Here is a 17899-nt window from a genome sequence, read left to right on the forward strand (position 1 = left end):
CGAGCCCGCCTCGATGCGCGGGCCCGGCATCGCTCAGTCCACTGTCTTTGATGCAGGCTTCCGGCTGCTGCAAGCCTTGTATTGATATTGACCCGGCGTCCCCAGCTTCGCGGTGAACGTGCAGGGCTCTCCGGAATAAGCGTGCGTGGCTTGCACCTGCAGCACGTTTCCTGCTGACACCGTAATGCTCTGCTTGCTGGTCCCGCAGCTCCAGAATCCCGACGAGACTTCGGCAAAGGCCTGCTCCGCCACCAGCTTCCCGTTGCGGCCCGCAGCCGAGGAAGCCAGCCATTGGATCCGCACGCGGCAGCTGACGTGCTCGAAGCCGACCTCCTCCACGACGATGCGATAAGTGCCTTTGGCCGAACCCTCGGTCCAGCGCCCCGCATCAAGCACGCGCACAAGCGACGCGTCCGCTTCCGTTTGGGCCATCGCATCTGCGGCCTGAAACGCCAACAGAAGGCTCAGCGCAAGAGTTCTCGTGGTTTTCATATGCTTGGAGTCCGTCAACGACAATCAAGCGCGCCGCTTCTCTCTTGCGCGCTTGCGATGCCGAGCACTTATACCATCCACGCGCCAGACGTTGCGGCTTCATTCGGTCACGGCAACGATCAGCGCCAGAACGCGGCCAAGGCCGACAACACTACGCATAAGCCCTTCGACATGCCGTCGCCAGGCAACCGCGCACACGTCGACTCAGCACCGGAAAATGAAAAGGCCGTCAGTGATTTCTCACTGACGGCCTTTGGAACTACTGGTCGGGACGGCGGGATTCGAACTCGCGACCCCTTGCACCCCATGCAAGTGCGCTACCAGGCTGCGCTACGCCCCGAAAGAAAAAGAGTATAGCAGAACAAAAAATTGTTTGCACGCATTCGTGCAAAAAAAGTGCTGAATACTCAAAAAAATTTTCGCGCTGCGTTCATCGATTGCATCAACCGCATGCGCATCGATGCGCGCGGCGCGAGGTACTGCTCAATGCAACGCGCGGCTTGCGCCGCGCATTGCAGGTACTGCGTTCGAACAGAAAGGGAAAGACGATGCGCCGCGTTCAGACCGACGGGCTGGCAGCGCCGGCGCTTGCGCCAGCGGTGTTCGCCGCGGTGCCCAGCGCTTCGGCCAGCATCGTCGAAACGTTGCCGAGCTCGTTGCGCAAGGATTGCATCTCTGCGCCCGACAGGCGCACTGCCGCGTCCTGATCGTGCGGCACTTCGCGCGCATCGCCCAGGCGATTGCGCGCGCCGCTGATCGTGAAGCCTTGTTCATACAGCAGGGAACGGATGCGACGGATCAGCAGCACTTCATGATGCTGGTAATAGCGGCGATTGCCGCGCCGCTTTACCGGCTTGAGCTGCGTGAATTCCTGTTCCCAATACCGCAACACATGAGGCTTGACGCCACACAGGTCGCTGACTTCACCGATGGTGAAGTAACGCTTGGCGGGAATGGGCGGTAGGGTAACGGTGGATTCGGTACGTGTCATAAGGGGATTTTATGCCGCGATGCGTCAGGTGCCGATAACAATTGCCGACAAAGCGTATCACTCCTCGGCGTCGTCGGATTCAGCGGGCGCCGCCTGCTCCACCACGCTCTTGAGTTTCTGGCTCGCGTGGAAGGTGACCACGCGGCGCGCAGCGATGGGAATGGTTTCGCCGGTCTTGGGGTTGCGGCCAGGGCGCGGCGGCTTGTCGCGCACCTGGAAGTTGCCGAAGCCCGAGAGCTTGACGGAGTCTCCGCGCGCCAGGGCGTCGCGGATTTCCTCGAAGAAGGTATCGACGATGTCCTTGGCTTCGCGCTTGTTCAGGCCGACCCGCTCAAAGAGCAGTTCGGCCAGCTCGGCCTTGGTCAAAGTGCGCGGCTCGGCAGCAAGCATACTGTTCCCCATGGTTCAAGCGCGTTGGCGCGCGCCATGCGCAGCCACCAAGGCTTCCTTGATACGCGCCAGGCAATCCGCCACCCTGGCCTCGTCCAGCGTGACCTCAGTGTCCTGTAGCCAGAAACGGAAAGCAAGGCTTTTCTCGGTGACGGGCTCGCTGCCCTGGGCCTTCTCGCGCCACACGTCGAACAGGCGCGCGTCCTGCACCACCGACAGCTGCGGGTCCGCCTTGACGGCCGCGGCGACGGTATCGAGCATGGACTGCACCGACACATGGGCATCGACCCACAGCGCCAGGTCGCGCACCACCACGGGCTGGCGCGACAGCTCGCGCACTTGCGGCAGCTCGCCTTCGGAGAGGACAGCGACGTCCAGTTCGAACACCACCGGCGCATGCGCCAGGTCCGCCTGCTGAGCCCAACGCGGATGCAGTTCGCCGATCCAGCCGACCTGCTTGCCGTCCAGTTCGATGCGGGCGCTGCGGCCCGGGTGCAGCGCGGGATGCGCGGCGGCTTCGAAACGCAGGCGGCTGCCGCGCGCGCCGAACAGCGCCTCGACATCCATCTTCACGTCATAGAAGTCCACCTGGCGCGTCGCGACGCCCCACTGCTCTTCCGCGGCAGGCCCCCAGGCAGCGCCCGCCAACTTCATGGGCTGGCGCACGCCTGCCACTTCCAGCGGACCGTCCTGGGCGGACGCGTCGCGCAGGAACACGCGGCCCAGTTCGAACACGCGCACGCGCGACTGCTTGCGGTTGGCGTTGTGGCGGATGTTGGCGACCAGGCTGCCGATCAGGCTGGAACGCATGACCGACAGATGGCTGGCGATGGGATTGACCAAACGCACAGGCGTTTCGTTGCCAGCATAGTCGCGTTCCCAGTCCGCTTCGACGAAGCTGTAGTTCACGACTTCCTGGTAGTCCTGCGCCGCGGCCAGACGACGCAACGCGTGGGCGCCGCGGCGGATCTCGGGCTGCGAGAACATTTTGGCGCGCGCCATCGGCGGCACAGCGGGAATGTTCTCGAAACCGTAGATGCGGGCCACTTCCTCGATCAGGTCTTCTTCAAGTTCCAGGTCGAAGCGGTAGGACGGCGGCGTGACGATGAAGTCGTCGCCTTCGACCTTGAAATCCAGGCCCAGGCTGCCGAAGATCTTGGCGACCTCGGCTTGCGTGACCGGCACGCCCAGCACGCGGTGGCAACGCGCCAGGCGCATGCGCACGGGTTCGCGCTTGGGCAGGTTGACGATCTGGTCATCCAGCGGGCCGGCTTCGCCGCCGCAGATGTCGACGATCAGGCGCGTGATGAATTCAATGTGCTCGGGGATGGTGGCGTAGTCCACGCCACGCTCGCCGCGGTGGCTGGCTTCCGAGCTGAACTTGTAGCGGCGCGCGCGGCCGGCCAGTGACTGCGGCCACCAGAACGCGGCTTCCAGGTAGATGTTGCGGGTGTCGAGCGTGACCGAGGTGGCTTCGCCGCCCATGATGCCGGCCAGGCTTTCCACCTGATCGCCAGCAACGACCACGCCGACCTTCGGGTCCAGCGCGACGGTCTGGCCGTTCAGCAGTTCGAGCGTCTCGCCTTCGCGGGCCCAGCGCACGCTGAGGTCGCCACGGATCTTGTCCAGGTCGAACACGTGCGACGGACGGCCCAGTTCGAGCATGACGTAGTTGGAGATATCGACCAGCGCCGACACCGAGCGTTGGCCGGCGCGTTCCAGGCGCGTCCTCATCCATTCAGGCGTCGCTGCGCGGGCGTTGACGCCGCGGATCACGCGGCCGCCGAAACGGCCGCACAGGTCGGGCGCTTCGACCTTGACGGGCAGGCGCTCGTCCAGCGTGACGGGCACGGCGACGGCGGTGGGCACCGACAGGGGTGCACCGGTCAGGGCGGCGACTTCGCGAGCCACGCCCAGAATCGACAGGCAGTCGGCGCGGTTGGGCGTCATCTTCAGCGTGAAGAGCGTGTCGTCCAGGTCCAGCGCTTCGCGGATCGACTGGCCCGGCGTCATGTCGGCCGGCAGCTCCAAGAGGCCTGCGTGGTCTTGCGACAGGCCCAGTTCGCGGGCCGAGCACAGCATGCCCGACGACTGCACGCCGCGCATCTTGGCCACGCCGATCTTCATGCCGCCAGGCAGTTCGGCGCCGACGCGCGCCAGCGGCACCTTCAGGCCGGCAGCGGCATTAGGCGCACCGCACACGATCTGCAGCAGCTCGCCGGAGCCGTCGTCCACTTTGCAGACGCGCAGCTTGTCGGCATCGGGGTGCGGCGCGATCTCGACGATGTGGCCCACGACCACGCCGCTAAAGGCAGGCGCGGCGGGCACGGTGTCTTCGACTTCCAGGCCGGCCATGGTGAGCCGGTGCGCGAGTTCTTCGGTGGCGATCGCGGGATTGACCAGCGTACGCAGCCAGGATTCGGGAAATTGCATGATCAGCCGTCTGTTATTCGTTGAACTGGCGCAGGAAGCGCAAATCGCCTTCGTAGAACTGGCGCAGATCGTTGACGCCGTAGCGCAACATGGTCAGGCGCTCGAGTCCGGAACCGAAGGCAAAACCGATGTAGCGTTCGGGGTCGAGACCGAAGTTGCGCACCACTTGCGGATGCACCTGGCCCGAGCCGGAAATCTCCAGCCAGCGGCCGCGGTTCGGACCCGAGGTGAACATCATGTCGATTTCGGCGGACGGTTCCGTGAACGGGAAGAACGACGGGCGGAAACGCACGGCCAGGTCGTCGGTTTCAAAGAAGCAGCGCAGGAAATCGGTGTACACGCCCTTCAGGTCGGCGAACGAAATGTCCTCGGCGATCCAGAGCCCTTCCACCTGGTGGAACATGGGCGAGTGCGTGGCGTCGCTGTCGACGCGATAGGTGCGGCCCGGCGCAATAACCTTGATGGGCGGCTTGTGCATGCGGGCATAGCGCACCTGCATGGGGCTGGTGTGCGTGCGCAGCAGCAGCGGCAGACCGTCGGCATCGTTCATGTCGACGTAGAACGTGTCCTGCATGGAACGCGCCGGATGGTCCAGCGGGTTGTTCAAAGCGGTGAAATTGGTCCAGTCGTTTTCCACTTCGGGGCCGTCGGCCACGTCGAAGCCTATGGAACGGAAGATCTCTTCCACGCGTTCCCAGGTCCGGATCACCGGATGGATGCCGCCCGGCGCGCGACCGCGGCCCGGGAGGGTGACGTCTATGGTTTCGGATGCCAGACGGGCATCCAGTTCAGCCTGCGCCAGCGCGGCGCGGCGTGCGTTCAGGAGCTCTTCGACCTTTTGCTTGGCCTGATTGATCCGGGCGCCCATCTCGCGCTTCTGCTCGGGATCGAGCTTGCCCAGCGCTTTCAGCAGCACTGTCAGCGCGCCTTCCTTGCCCAGGAACCGAGCCTTTGCGTTTTCCAGCGCGGCGGCATCGGTAGCCGCGGCGAAACGTTCTTGCGCCTGGGAGACCAGGTCGTCAACCATTAGAGTCATGAAATCCAGCCTTCAAAACGCAAACGGGGCCATTACAGCCCCGTTTGCAGCGATGCGCGATGAGTTAAGCGCGATCAGGCAGCCAAGGCAGCCTTGGCTTGCTGCACGATGGCGGCAAAGCCAGCCTTGTCGCGCACGGCCAGGTCGGCCAGGACCTTGCGGTCGAGTTCGATCGAAGCCTTCTTCAGACCAGCGATGAACACGCTGTAGCTGACGCCGTGTTCGCGGACAGCGGCGTTGATACGCGTGATCCACAGGGCACGGAACGTGCGCTTCTTGTTACGACGGTCGCGGTAGGCGTATTGGCCAGCGCGCATGACTGCTTGCTTGGCAATACGGAACACATTACCGCGGCGGCCACGGTAACCCTTGGCGGCGGCAATGACTTTTTTGTGACGTGCGCGGGCGGTTACGCCGCGTTTGACGCGAGGCATAGTAGATCTCCCTTAGATCAAGCGAAAGGCATCATGGCCTTGACGGAGGCCACGTTGGATTCATGGACCGCCGTCGAGCCGCGCAGTTGACGCTTGGCCTTGGTGGTCTTCTTGGTCAGAATGTGGCGCTTGAACGCCTGACCGCGCTTGATGGAGCCGCTGCCGCGAACCTTAAAGCGCTTGGAGGCGCTTTTCTTGGTTTTCATCTTGGGCATGTTGATTCCCTAAACTAAACACTCATTGTTGATTTACATGACGTCAGGTGCTTGACGCATGGACGGCCGATGAAGCCTTCCATGGCGGCAAAACTTGATGTACCTGTTGCCACTTCTGGGGGTACTGCTGGGGGTACTACTGACTACTTGCTCACAAGCATTGCAGGGATTGCTCCCACACAGATGCCCGGCAGTTTTTCCCCGGTTCATGTGCCGCGCTGTGCGCCCTGTCGGGCACCGGCTACGGCCCCGGGTTGGCCAAAAAGACAACCCAGATCCGGGAAAGCCTTTGATTATATGGTGATTTCCCTGATTTTGTCGAGTCGGCCGGCGTAACGCGCCCAGGGCCGGCGCCACGAGATCACGCGATCCGGCCCTCATGCACCCGGCCGCCGGTACTGCACGGCCTGGGCGACGTGCCGGGCCGCCAGGGCATCCTCCCCTTCCAGGTCAGCGATCGTACGCGCCACCCGCAGGGCCCGATGCATGGCGCGCGCCGAACCGGCCAGGCGGCGCATGGCCTGCAACAGCAGGGCCTGGGCCTCGCCGTCCAGTCGGCAGTGCTCGTCGAGTTCAGCGCCCGCCAGTGCCGCGTTCGGCTTGCCCTGCCGGGCCAACTGACGCAGGCGGCAGCGCGCCACACGCTCCCGCACCGGCCCGGAGGGCTCGCCCGGCGGCTTGCCCATCCATTCGGGGTCGGATGGCGGCAGGGCCACATGCAGGTCGATGCGGTCCAGCAAGGGCCCCGATATCTTGCCCGCGTAGCGCGCCACCTGATCCGGCGTGCAGCCGCAAGTCCGTCCAGGATGTCCGCGCCAGCCGCAAGGGCAAGGATTCATGGCCGCCACCAGCTGGAAACGGGCGGGAAACTGCGCTGACCGCAAGGCGCGGGCGATGACCACCCTGCCCGTCTCCAGCGGTTCGCGCAGGGCCTCCAGCGTGCGCCTGCTGAATTCCGGCAGCTCGTCCAGAAAGAGCACGCCATGATGCGCCAGGCTGATCTCGCCCGGACGGGGACGGCTGCCGCCCCCCACCAGGGCGGCAGCCGTGGCCGAATGGTGCGGCGCCCGGAACGGCGGCTGGCCGGCGGGCTCATCGGACAGGCCCGCCAGCGCGGCCACGGCGGCGACTTCCAGGGCCTGGCCCCGTTCCAGCGGCGGCAACAGGCCCGGCAGCCGCGTCGCCAGCATGCTCTTGCCCGCGCCGGGCGGCCCGACCATCAACAGGCTGTGCCCACCGGCCGCGGCAACCTCCAGCGCCCGCCGGGCTCCAGGCTGGCCCCGCACGTCCGACAGGCAAGGCGCCGGCGCGGCCTCAGGCCAGGGCCTGGGCACGGCGCCAGGCAGCAGGCAGGCGCCCGCGGCGTGCGCAGCCACGTCGGCCAGGCTGCGCGCCGACAGCACCCGCAGCCCCGGCACCCAGGCGGCCTGCTCAGCGCTGCCCGCGGGCAGGATGAGCGTGGCGCCAGGTTCCTCCCGCGCCACGCTCAGCGCGATCACCAGCGGAGCGGCGACCGGCACCAGCGCCCCGGTCAAGGACAGCTCGCCCGCCAGCACCAGGTCCGCCAGGGTCGGATCCCGCAACGGGGACTCGGGATCGCGGCCATCGGTTGGCGCGGCCAGCTGGCCGGACGCCAGCAGCAGGCCCAGGGCAATGGGCAAATCGAAACGTCCGGACTCCTTGGGAATGTCCGCGGGCGAGAGATTGACGGTGATGCGGCCGGACGGAAAGTCGAAGCCGCTGTTGAGTATGGCCGCGCGCACCCGTTCGCGGCTTTCGCGCACCTCGGTATCCGGCAGGCCGACCACATTGAAGCTGGGCAGCCCCGGCCCCAGATGGGTCTCCACGCGTACCGCATGGGCATCCAGGCCGCACAGGGCGCGGCTGGCTAGAACGGCTAGCGTCAAGGCGGTCTCCAGGAATGAGCAGGATCCGCCAGTATCCCCAAACGGGAGAGCGATGCGGCGGCGTCCGTGACAAAACCATCCCCCGCGCGCAATGAAAAACGGCCGCTGCTGGCGGCCGTTACCGGAAAAACCCTGCCAGCCGCCACGCGGCCGGCGGCAGACTTACTTTTCCAGCGCGGACAGCCGCGTTTCCAGCTGCTGCACCTGCGCGGCCAGTTGGTCCACGCGGGCGCGAGTGCGCGCCAGCAGATCGGCCTGGACGTCGAATTCTTCGCGCGTCACGAGATCGAGCTTCGAGAATGCCTGCGTCATCATCGCGCGCACATTGCGTTCCACATCCGCGGCCGGACTGCGCGCGATCAGATCGGAGATGTTCTTCTGGATGTCTTCCATCCACTGGGTGCGATTGTTCATGACGGCCTCACTTTGTTCTTGATGGTTCAAGTGTAGTTCCTCGAACCGCCGTTTCCTGAGGCGAAGAAAAAAAAAGGGTCGCCTCCGCGCAAAAAAAGAGGGCGGGCCGCATGCGGTGACCGCCCTTCAAAGCACAGGAGAAAACCGGGCTGCCATGGCGGCAACCCCCTACCAACATCGTTACGGGCAACCCATCTGGCTTGCCGACTGCGCGAACGAATCCGACGACTGCTTGCATTGCGCCGCCAACTGAGTCTTGTCGCTGATCGCCCCCCATTGCGCCCTGGCGGCGTCGAGCTGCTCCTTGATCGCAGCCGCGGCCGGATTGGCGCTACCCAATTTGTCCATGCAGGCATTGACCTTGGCCAGATAGGCCTCGCACTCGGCCGGTACGGACGCGGTGGCGCCCGCCGCCGGAGCGGCGGAGGATGGCGGGGTCGAAGATGGCGCCGGCGTTACCGGAGCGGGAGCGGCTGGCGCAGGGGTGGAGGCGGCCGGCGCGGCGGCCTTGTCTTCGCTTTTGTTGCAACCGGCCAAAGCGGCGAGCGACGCGGCCAGGGCCAAAATACAGAAAGCCTTGCGGTGGTGCTTCATGACATCCCCTTCCCGTACCTGCTTTCCATCGGGAGATCCTCGACATCGGAACTCCGCCTGCCCCCTGGCCTGTTCGCGGACAGGCTTGAACTGGTATCGATTCTTCTGCAGCCGGCACTTGCCAACAAGCCAGCGCATGTAAACCGCCGTATCACGCGCCCCACCCCGCCTCGCCCCTTCCCGCGCCAGCCGGCGGCGCTCCGCCCACACCCTCATTTGTCCCCGGAAGCGCGGCCAGCAACGCTGAGCGGGCTGCCGCCGCTTCTGCTCGATCCCATCAGATTGGCTGATATGCCAACATAAACCGCAACAAAATCGGCATCACTTTGCTACAAATATCGGACGGGAAACATATTTGGTTGCACGCCTCACAAGCCTGCAGCACGCACCACATTGAAGCCATCTACCAGTGCATGAAGCACCATATCGGTGCATACAGGCACAACTTGCGGGCTCTCGTGAAGCCTGGCGGGCGGTTCACGGCATGGCATGGAATTTGCTTGATACCGGGAGCCAACGTGCAACCATGAGAGGAAATGCCATGAAACTCATCATCGCCATCATCAAGCCCTTCAAGCTCGACGAAGTGCGGGTGGCTCTATCCGGAATCGGCGTCCAGGGCCTGACCGTTACCGAAGTAAAAGGCTTTGGCCGCCAGAAAGGCCATACCGAGCTCTATCGCGGCGCCGAATACGCCGTCGATTTCCTGCCCAAGCTGCGAGTCGAGGCCGCCGTGCCCGACCACCTGGTCGACCAGGTCATCGAAGCGATCGAACTGGCTGCCCGCACGGGCAAGATCGGCGACGGCAAGATCTTCGCCGCCCCGCTGGAACAAGTGATCCGCATCAGGACGGGTGAAGCCGGCGAAGCCGCGCTGTAAATAAATAAAGACTCAATGGAGCCTGAAAATGGATAAAGCGGATATCTCCTGGTTGCTCGTCTCTACCCTGCTTGTATTGATGATGGCCGTGCCTGGCCTGGCAATGTTCTATGGCGGCCTGGTGCGCAGCAAGAATGTGCTGTCGGTGCTGCTGCAAGTGCTGTGCACGTTTGTGCTGGGCCTGGTGCTCTGGTTCATCTATGGCTATTCCCTCGCATTCACCGAGGGCAACGCCTTCTTCGGCGGCCTGTCTCGCGCCTTCTTCTCCGGCATGTTCACGCCAGCCGACGGCAAGTACGCCATGTCGAACTCGCTGACCGAGCTGCTGTTCGCCTCGTTCCAGGCCACGTTCGCCGGTATCACGTGCGCGCTGATCGTCGGCAGCTTCGCCGAGCGCGCCCGCTTCTCCGGCGTGCTGGTGTTCACGGTGATCTGGTTCACGTTCGCCTATGTACCGATCGCCCACATGGTCTGGTTCGCGTCCGAAACGGCGCCGGGCCTGCTCAACGCCAAGGGCGCGCTGGACTTCGCCGGCGGCACCGTGGTGCACATCAATGCCGGCGTGGCTGGCCTGGTGGGCGCCTACGTGGTGGGCAAGCGCGTGGGCTATGGCCGCGAAGCCATGCAGCCGCACAACCTGCCGATGACCTTCGTCGGCGCCGCGCTGCTGTGGGTGGGCTGGTTCGGGTTCAACGCCGGCTCCGCACTGGCCGCCAATGAAAACGCCACCCTGGCCTTCTTCAACACGATGATCGCGACCGCGGGCGCCGTACTGTCCTGGCTGTTCACGGAATGGGCCATCAAGGGCAAGCCCTCGATGCTGGGCGCCGCGTCGGGCGCCGTCGCCGGCCTGGTCGGCATCACCCCGGCCGCCGGCCTTGTAGGCCCGGTGGGCGCACTGGTCATCGGCGTGATCGCCGGCATCGTCTGCGTCTGGGGCGTGAACGGCCTGAAGCGGCTGCTGCGCGCCGATGACGCGCTGGACGTATTCGGCGTCCACGGCGTGGGCGGCATCGTCGGCGCCCTGCTGACCGGCGTGTTCAATGCGCAGATCCTCGGCGGCCCCGGCTTGGCCGAGCCCGGCATGATCGGCCATCAGCTTTGGGTCCAGTTGGAAGGCGTGCTGCTGACCATCGTCTGGTCCGGCGTAGTGGCGTGGATCGCCTACAAGATCGCCAACGCCCTGTGCGGCATGCGCGTGCCGGAAGACCAGGAGCGCGAAGGCCTGGACGTCACCAGCCACGGCGAATCGGCCTATCACAGCTAAGGCAAGCAGCTTCGGCCCGCCGCATGGCGGCGGGCCTGGACGCAAAAAGAGGCGCCGGGGTTTTCACCCCGGCGCCTTTTTCATGCCCTGGCGCAGCGCGTCAGGCCAGGCCCAGCGTATCCAGGTCCACCGGCAAGGCCCGGTTCAGGGCGCTGGCCACCTTCACGCGCAAGGCGTTGGAGTGGGCGCGACGGACTTCGCGCTTCACGTCCAGCAGCTGCTGCGGGTGCATGGAGAATTCGGTCAGGCCCAGCCCCAGCAGCAAGCGGGTCATGCGCGAATCCCCCGCCATTTCCCCGCACACGGCTACCGGCTTGCCGGCACGCTCGCCCGCGTTGATCGTGTGCGCGACCAGGCGCAGCACCGCAGGATGCAACGGATCGTACAGGGACGCCACGTCGTGGTCGCCGCGGTCGATTGCCAGCGTGTACTGGATCAGATCGTTGGTGCCGATAGACAGGAAATCCAGCGCCTGCGCGAAGGGTTCGATGGCGATGGCGATGGCTGGCACCTCGACCATGGCGCCGACCTCCATGTGGGGCGCGTAGGCCTGGCCGCGGGCATCGAGCTCGCGGCGGGCGGCCTCGATGGCCGCCTTGGTCGCCACCACCTCGTGCATGTGGGCGATCATCGGGATCAGCAGGCGCACCGGGCCATGGGCCGAGGCCCGCAGGATGGCGCGCAATTGCGTCGCGAACATCTCGGGACGCGCCAGGCAATAGCGGATGGCACGTTGCCCCAGGGCCGGATTGGTGGCCACCGTGGCCTCTCCGTCCAGCGTCTTGTCCGAGCCGATGTCCAGCGTGCGGATCGTGACGGGCCTGCCGGCCATCACCTTCACCACGGAGGAATAGGCTTCGTACTGCTCTTCCTCGCCTGGCAGGTCCGGACGCCCCATGAAGAGGAATTCGCTGCGGAACAGGCCGATGCCATGCGCGCCTGAAGCGAGCGCCAGCGCGGCCTCTTCCGGTAGTTCGATGTTGGCATGCAGGACGATGTCGATGCCGTCCAGGGTGACCGAGGGTTCGTCGCGCAGCAGGCTCAGTTCGGCCCGCTCGTCGGCATAGGCCGACTGGCGGCCGCGGTATTCCGCGAGGATGCGTTCGGACGGGTTCACGATCACCGCGCCGGCCGCGCCGTCGATGATCAGCATGTCGCCGTCGCGCACCAGTTCACGCACGTTGCCCATGGCCACGACGGCGGGCACGCCCATGCTGCGCGCCACGATGGCGGTATGCGAGGTCGGGCCGCCCAGGTCCGTCACGAAAGCAGCAAAACGGCCGCCGCGCAGGCGCAGCATGTCGGCGGGCGAGATGTCGTGCGCCACGACCACCAGCGCTTCGTCGCCGCCCATGTGGGACATGTCAGGCAGGATCGCCGAGGTGCCGGCCAGGACGTGCAGCACGCGCTCGATCACCTGGCGCACGTCGGCGCCGCGCTCGCGCAGGTACTCGTCTTCCATGGCGTCGAACTGCTGCCCCAGGATCTGGCCTTGCGTCGTCAGAGCCCATTCGGCGTTGTAGTGGCGTTCGGCGATGAGAGCCAGGGTCTGTTCGGCCAGCAGCGGATCGCCCAGCAGCAGACTATGCACGTTGAGCATGGCGCCAAGCTCGCGCGGCGCATCGGCCGGCAAGGTATCGGCCAGTTGCAGCAGTTCCTGCTGTGCGGAAGCCAGGGCGTCGGTCAGCCGGCTGCTTTCGGCGGGCACGTCCTCGGCCGAAATGCGGTAGTGCGCGACTTCCAGCGCCGCCGCGCCCATGACCACGGCGCGTCCGATGGCATATCCTTTGGCGACGCCTTTGCCGTACAGACACACAACGGGGCTGGCAGAGCCAGCCCCGTTGTGTGCGTCATTGAGGGTCGTAGACGAGCCGGCCCGAGCAGCGCTCAGGCCGGCGGATTCGGAAGAAATTCTATTCCTGCTCACCGAATTTGCTATCGAACAATGATTGAATTTCAGAAAGGGCCTGCTCGGCATCGTTGCCCGAGGCCTCCAGCTTTACCGTCACGCCCAGCCCGGCCGCCAGCATCATGACGCCCATGATGCTCTTGGCGTTCACGCGCTGCGCGCCGCGCGAGATGAAGATCTCGCTGGAAAACTTGCTTGCCAGCTGCGTCAGCTTGGCAGCCGCCCGGGCATGCAAGCCCAGTTTATTGCTGATGACGATGTCTGTATTAGGCATAGGAAATGTGGTGACCGCGGCTTAACGCCGCAGTGTTGATTGCAGCAAAACGTCGAACCGTCCATCGACCTGAAACGATAGCCGACATGATAGGGCAAACCTCTGCCCGTCAGTCTACACGCAAGACACCCTGCAGCCCGCCAGCCAGCGCCTTTTCACGGGTTTCAGCCAATGGCAGATTGCGATAGGTCAGGGCCCGCAGCAGCATGGGGGTATTCAATCCTGCCAGCACGCAGCATTGGATGCCCTGGGCCTGGGCATCGGAGACGGCGCGCTTGGAGATATTGGCGGGGGTGGCGCCGATCAGGTCGGTCAGCACCAGCACGCCCGCGCCGTGATCCTGTTCGAGGATGTCCTTGAGGACAAGCGGGGCCAGGTCGTCCGGCCGGTCTTCAGGCAGGATGTCGTGGATGGCCAGCATGCCGTCAAGGTTGCCCATGACGTGGCTGGCGCAATCGCGTATCGCCGCGCCCAGGGGCGCGTGCACGACGATGACAATACCTGTGGTCATGGCGGGGATCCTGGCAGGTCAGGCGGCGGCAGCGGTGGCGGAGGTCGCCACCGCCTTTTCCAGCGCCTGGACGAACATGCCCGCCACGTCGAAGCCGGTCTGCTCCGCGATTTCCACGAAACAGGTGGGGCTGGTGACGTTGACTTCCGTGACGTAGTCGCCGATGACGTCCAGGCCGACCAGCAGCAGGCCGCGGGCGGCGAACTTGGGCGCCACCGCCTCGGCGATCTCGCGGTCGCGCGCGGACAGTTCCTGCGCCACGCCGCGGCCGCCGGCCGCCAGGTTGCCGCGCGTTTCGCCGGCCAGCGGAATGCGGGCCAGGGAATACGGCACCGGCACGCCGCCGATCAGCAGGATGCGCTTGTCGCCCTTGACGATGTCGGGAATGTAGCGCTGCGCCATGATGGTGCGCGCGCCATTGTCCGTCAGCGTTTCCAGGATGGCGTTGAGGTTGGGATCCTTGGGCTGCAGGCGGAACACGCCCGTGCCGCCCATGCCGTCCAGCGGCTTCACGATGACGTCGTGATGCGCATCGTGGAATGCCTTCAGGCGAGCCATGCTGCGGGTCACCAGCGTGGGCGCGGTGAACTCGCTGATCTCGGTGATGGCCAGCTTTTCGGGGTGGTTGCGGATCGCCGCGCCGCCGTTGAACACGCGCGCGCCCTGTGTCTCGGCGTATTCGAGCAAATGCGTGGAATACACGTATTCCATGTCGAACGGCGGATCCTTGCGCATGACCACCGCTCCAAAATCCGCCAGCGGCAGATCCTGGGCGGAAGACTCGCGCCACCAGTCGTGGCCGTGCAGATCTGCATCCGCGACCAGTTCGATGGGCGTGGCGGTGGCCTTGACCGTGCCCGCCTCGATATAGAGATCGCCCTGCATGGCCACGCTGAGCGTGTGACCGCGCGCCACCAGGGCGCGCATCATGGCGACAGAACTGTCCTTGTACGCCTTGAGCAGCGGCAAGGGATCCAAAACGAACAAAACATGCATCGCGACACCCTGAACGGACGCCGCCTTCCCTGGCGGGAAGGCGGCTTTATGACATCGTAGCGCAGAGCCGCCCAATAAGCGAACCCGCCGGCGCAACGGCGAGCGGCGGGTCGGAAGAGCGGCGCAGCCTCCCTGGGGAGGCCGCGGCAGGAGCTCAGGCCGCCGATTCAGGCTTGCCCGCGGGCACAGCCTTCTTCTTCGGCGCCAGCACCATGACCATCTGACGGCCTTCGAGCTTCGGCATGGCTTCGACCTGGGCAAGTTCCACCAGATCGTCGCGCACACGTTCAAGCACCCGCATACCAAGTTCCTGGTGGGCCATTTCGCGGCCACGGAAACGCAGCGTCACCTTGGCCTTGTCGCCTTCTTCGAGGAAGCGGCGCAGGTTGCGCAGCTTGACCTGGTAGTCGCCCTCGTCGGTGGCCGGACGGAATTTGACTTCCTTGACCTGGATGACCTTCTGCTTGGAACGAGCTTCGGCTTGGCGCTTCTGCTCCTGGTACTTGAATTTGCCGTAGTCCATCAAACGGCAGACCGGCGGTTCGGCGTTCGGCGCGATTTCCACCAGATCCACGTCGCTTTGCTCGGAAAGACGGAAGGCGTCGGCAATCTTGACGATGCCGAGCTGTTCTCCGTCCAGACCTATCAGGCGCACCTCGGGGACGCGGATTTCACCGTTGATGCGATTGGCTTTTTCAGTGGCGATGTTGAAAGCTCCTAGAAATGTTAAGCAGCGCTGCTATCAGGATGAACGACGTCGCGACGGGTGGAAACGTCCTCGGACAAGCGCGCGACGAATTCGTCGTATGCGATGGCTCCGAGGTCCAATCCGCCCAGTCCGCGTACGGCTACGGTGCCGTTTTGCTTTTCCTTGTCGCCGACGACGAGGATATACGGCACCTTTTGCAGGCTGTGCTCCCGAATTTTACGAGTGATTTTTTCACCGCGCAAATCGGACTCTACTCTAAAGCCTTGTTTTTTCAGGCTTTGCGTGATTTCAGCCGCATAATCGGCCGAAGGTTCGGAAATGCAGCATACGACGGCCTGCACCGGAGCGAGCCAAGGAGGCATCGCGCCAGCGTGGTTTTCGATCAGCATGCCGATGAAACGCTCCAGCGAACCGAGGATCGCACGGTGCAGCATGACCGGCGGGCGGCGCTGGTCGTTCTGATCCACGTACTCGGCGCCCAGGCGCACGGGCATGGAAAAGTCGACCTGGATCGTGCCGCACTGCCAGTGGCGGCCGATGGCGTCCTTCAAGGTGTATTCCACCTTGGGACCGTAGAAAGCGCCCTCTCCCGGCGAGATCTCGAATTCGCAACCCGTGCGGCGCAGGCTTTCCATCAGGGCGGCCTCGGCCGTATCCCAGACTTCGTCCGTGCCGATGCGCTTCTCGGGACGCGTCGCGACCTTGTACAGCACTTCCGTGAAGCCGAAGTCGCGGTAGACCTTCTGCAGCAGCGCCGTAAAGTCGGCGCACTCGTCCTGGAGCTGTTCCTCGGTACAGAAAATGTGGCCGTCGTCCTGCGTGAAGCCGCGCACGCGCATCATGCCGTGCAGCGAACCCGAAGGCTCGTTGCGGTGGCATTGGCCGAATTCGCCGTAGCGCAGGGGCAGCTCGCGATAGGAATGCAGGCCGGCGTTGAAGATCTGCACGTGGCCCGGGCAGTTCATCGGCTTCAGTCCGTAGACGCGGTTCTCGGACTCCGTCGTGAACATGTTTTCACGGTAGTTGTCCCAGTGGCCCGTCTTTTTCCAGAGCGAAATATCGAGAATCTGCGGCGCCTTCACTTCCTGGTAGCCGTTGTCGCGGTAGACGGAGCGCATGTACTGCTCCACCTGCTGCCACAGCGCCCAACCCTTGGGGTGCCAGAAGATCAGGCCCGGGGCCTCGTCCTGGAAATGGAACAGGTCCAGCTCGCGGCCGATCTTGCGGTGGTCGCGGCGTTCGGCCTCTTCCAGCATATGCAGATAGGCTTCCTGCTCTTCCTTGGTCGCCCAGGCAGTGCCGTAGATGCGCTGGAGCATCTCGTTCTTGCTGTCGCCGCGCCAGTAGGCGCCGGCCACCTTCATCAGCTTGAAGACCTTCAGCTTGCCCGTGGACGGCACGTGGGGGCCGCGGCACAGGTCGATGAAGTCGCCTTCGCGGTACAGGCTGAGCGGCTCGTTCGACGGAATCGAGGCAATGATCTCGGCCTTGTACTTTTCGCCGATGCCCTTGAAGAATTCGACGGCGTCGTCGCGCGACCATTCCTCGCGCGTGACGATTTCGTCCTTCTTGGCCAGCTCGGCCATCTTTTTCTCGATGGCGGCCAGGTCTTCGGGCGTGAACGGGCGCTTGTACGAGAAGTCGTAGTAAAAGCCGTTGTCGATCACGGGACCGATGGTGACCTGCGCGTCCGGAAACAGCTCCTTGACGGCATAGGCCAGCAAGTGCGCCGTGGAGTGGCGGATCAGGTCCAGGCCGTCGGCGTCCTTGGCGGTCACGATCGCCAGGCGAGCGTCGTCCTCGATGCGGAAGCTGGTGTCGACCAGCTTGGAATCCGAGCCCTCAAACGTCACGCGGCCGCCCAAGGCGGCCTTCGCCAGGCCCGTACCGATCGATTGCGCCACTTCGGCAACCGTTACCGGCCCCGGATATTGGCGCTGCGAACCATCGGGCAATGTGATCTGTACCATCGGGAGTGCTTCCTGGGGGGTTCTTGGAACGAAAAAACAAAATGCGGAAACGAAAAACGCGGCCTTGGAGCCGCGTTTCCTGGATTGTCTTGCTGAGTCCTACCGCTGACCTGACACGGTGAAACCCGACGCACGAAAAATTAACGCGACATAGGGCGAAAGTTCCGGGTCGTAGTTCGTGCCAGCGGGAAAAACATGGTTTCTGGACCTGTCGGCGCGCGCCGAAGCGGCATGGATCAAAAGCAACGCATCAGAAGCTGCGCTTATCGTCCACGATTGTAGCACTACTTACGCCTTTTCCGTGGCAAAAGCGCCACAACCCAAAGTGAGGCTCCGGGCGGCTGGCTCAAACCCGGAGCGTCATCACGGCCTAAAACCGGGATATTTCCCGGCCTGCTTCTCGCTTATATGACAGGGCGATGGTGCAACAGTCTGATATTGGCACGTTTCACGTCCGGCCCGCCACGTGAAAACGTA

Annotated in this window: 18 protein-coding genes and 1 tRNA gene; 2 read left to right on the top strand and 17 right to left on the bottom strand. The window is 64.5% G+C overall.

Features of this window, described 5'->3' with window-relative positions:
* Nucleotides 1–33: 33 nt before the first annotated feature.
* From HWY37_RS29990 to HWY37_RS30040, 11 genes are all read right to left on the bottom strand, one after another.
* Nucleotides 34–492: a hypothetical protein gene (locus HWY37_RS29990; protein WP_176090497.1), complete on the bottom strand. Its 459-nt coding sequence runs from the start codon at nt 490–492 to the stop codon at nt 34–36.
* 263 nt (nt 493–755) lie between these two features.
* A tRNA-Pro gene (locus HWY37_RS29995) sits at nt 756–832 on the bottom strand.
* A gap of 219 nt (nt 833–1051) precedes the next feature.
* Nucleotides 1052–1483 (bottom strand): MerR family transcriptional regulator, encoded by a 432-nt coding sequence (locus HWY37_RS30000; protein ID WP_176090498.1) that lies wholly within the window; start codon nt 1481–1483, stop codon nt 1052–1054.
* Nucleotides 1484–1540: 57 nt separating this feature from the next.
* Nucleotides 1541–1885, bottom strand: coding sequence for an integration host factor subunit alpha (locus HWY37_RS30005; protein WP_175207179.1), 345 nt, complete (start codon nt 1883–1885; stop codon nt 1541–1543).
* 3 nt (nt 1886–1888) lie between these two features.
* Entirely contained in the window at nt 1889–4306 is a 2418-nt protein-coding gene (pheT, locus tag HWY37_RS30010; protein ID WP_175207178.1) for a phenylalanine--tRNA ligase subunit beta, read from the bottom strand.
* 13 nt (nt 4307–4319) lie between these two features.
* Nucleotides 4320–5342 (bottom strand): phenylalanine--tRNA ligase subunit alpha, encoded by a 1023-nt coding sequence (gene pheS, locus HWY37_RS30015; protein WP_175207177.1) that lies wholly within the window; start codon nt 5340–5342, stop codon nt 4320–4322.
* 74 nt (nt 5343–5416) lie between these two features.
* Nucleotides 5417–5776: a 50S ribosomal protein L20 gene (gene rplT / locus HWY37_RS30020; RefSeq protein WP_006218741.1), complete on the bottom strand. Its 360-nt coding sequence runs from the start codon at nt 5774–5776 to the stop codon at nt 5417–5419.
* Nucleotides 5777–5793: 17 nt separating this feature from the next.
* Complete coding sequence (gene rpmI / locus HWY37_RS30025; protein ID WP_006218740.1) at nt 5794–5991, bottom strand: 50S ribosomal protein L35; 198 nt, start codon at nt 5989–5991, stop codon at nt 5794–5796.
* Between the two features lie 377 nt (nt 5992–6368).
* Complete coding sequence (locus tag HWY37_RS30030) at nt 6369–7898, bottom strand: YifB family Mg chelatase-like AAA ATPase (protein ID WP_176090499.1); 1530 nt, start codon at nt 7896–7898, stop codon at nt 6369–6371.
* Nucleotides 7899–8060: 162 nt separating this feature from the next.
* The gene (locus HWY37_RS30035) at nt 8061–8312 is read right to left on the bottom strand and encodes an accessory factor UbiK family protein (protein ID WP_175209461.1); all 252 of its coding nucleotides are present in this window, start codon (nt 8310–8312) and stop codon (nt 8061–8063) included.
* Nucleotides 8313–8492: 180 nt separating this feature from the next.
* Nucleotides 8493–8906 carry a DUF5339 family protein gene (locus tag HWY37_RS30040; RefSeq protein ID WP_176090500.1) on the bottom strand — a complete coding sequence of 138 codons (414 nt, stop codon included), beginning with the start codon at nt 8904–8906 and terminating at the stop codon, nt 8493–8495.
* Between the two features lie 541 nt (nt 8907–9447).
* Between HWY37_RS30040 and HWY37_RS30045 the strand changes: the two genes are divergently transcribed.
* The gene (locus tag HWY37_RS30045; protein WP_175209459.1) at nt 9448–9786 is read left to right on the top strand and encodes a P-II family nitrogen regulator; all 339 of its coding nucleotides are present in this window, start codon (nt 9448–9450) and stop codon (nt 9784–9786) included.
* Between the two features lie 28 nt (nt 9787–9814).
* Entirely contained in the window at nt 9815–11053 is a 1239-nt protein-coding gene (gene amt / locus HWY37_RS30050) for an ammonium transporter (protein WP_175209458.1), read from the top strand.
* A 100-nt stretch (nt 11054–11153) separates the two neighbouring features.
* On the opposite strand, the gene ptsP is transcribed toward amt, so the two are convergent.
* From ptsP to thrS, 6 genes are all read right to left on the bottom strand, one after another.
* Nucleotides 11154–12863, bottom strand: a complete 1710-nt coding sequence (gene ptsP / locus HWY37_RS30055) for a phosphoenolpyruvate--protein phosphotransferase (RefSeq protein WP_175209463.1) — start codon at nt 12861–12863, stop codon at nt 11154–11156.
* A gap of 103 nt (nt 12864–12966) precedes the next feature.
* Entirely contained in the window at nt 12967–13236 is a 270-nt protein-coding gene (locus tag HWY37_RS30060) for an HPr family phosphocarrier protein (protein ID WP_175209457.1), read from the bottom strand.
* 109 nt (nt 13237–13345) lie between these two features.
* Nucleotides 13346–13747, bottom strand: a complete 402-nt coding sequence (locus tag HWY37_RS30065) for a PTS sugar transporter subunit IIA (protein WP_175209456.1) — start codon at nt 13745–13747, stop codon at nt 13346–13348.
* Nucleotides 13748–13765: 18 nt separating this feature from the next.
* A complete protein-coding gene (gshB, locus tag HWY37_RS30070) occupies nt 13766–14743 on the bottom strand; it encodes a glutathione synthase (protein WP_176090501.1) in 978 nt (325 codons plus the stop codon).
* A 154-nt stretch (nt 14744–14897) separates the two neighbouring features.
* Nucleotides 14898–15449, bottom strand: coding sequence for a translation initiation factor IF-3 (infC, locus tag HWY37_RS30075; RefSeq protein ID WP_175209462.1), 552 nt, complete (start codon nt 15447–15449; stop codon nt 14898–14900).
* Nucleotides 15450–15469: 20 nt separating this feature from the next.
* Nucleotides 15470–17422: a threonine--tRNA ligase gene (thrS, locus tag HWY37_RS30080; protein WP_175209454.1), complete on the bottom strand. Its 1953-nt coding sequence runs from the start codon at nt 17420–17422 to the stop codon at nt 15470–15472.
* Nucleotides 17423–17899 lie beyond the last annotated feature (477 nt).

Source organism: Achromobacter anxifer (assembly GCF_903652925.1).
Lineage (GTDB): Bacteria > Pseudomonadota > Gammaproteobacteria > Burkholderiales > Burkholderiaceae_B > Achromobacter > Achromobacter anxifer.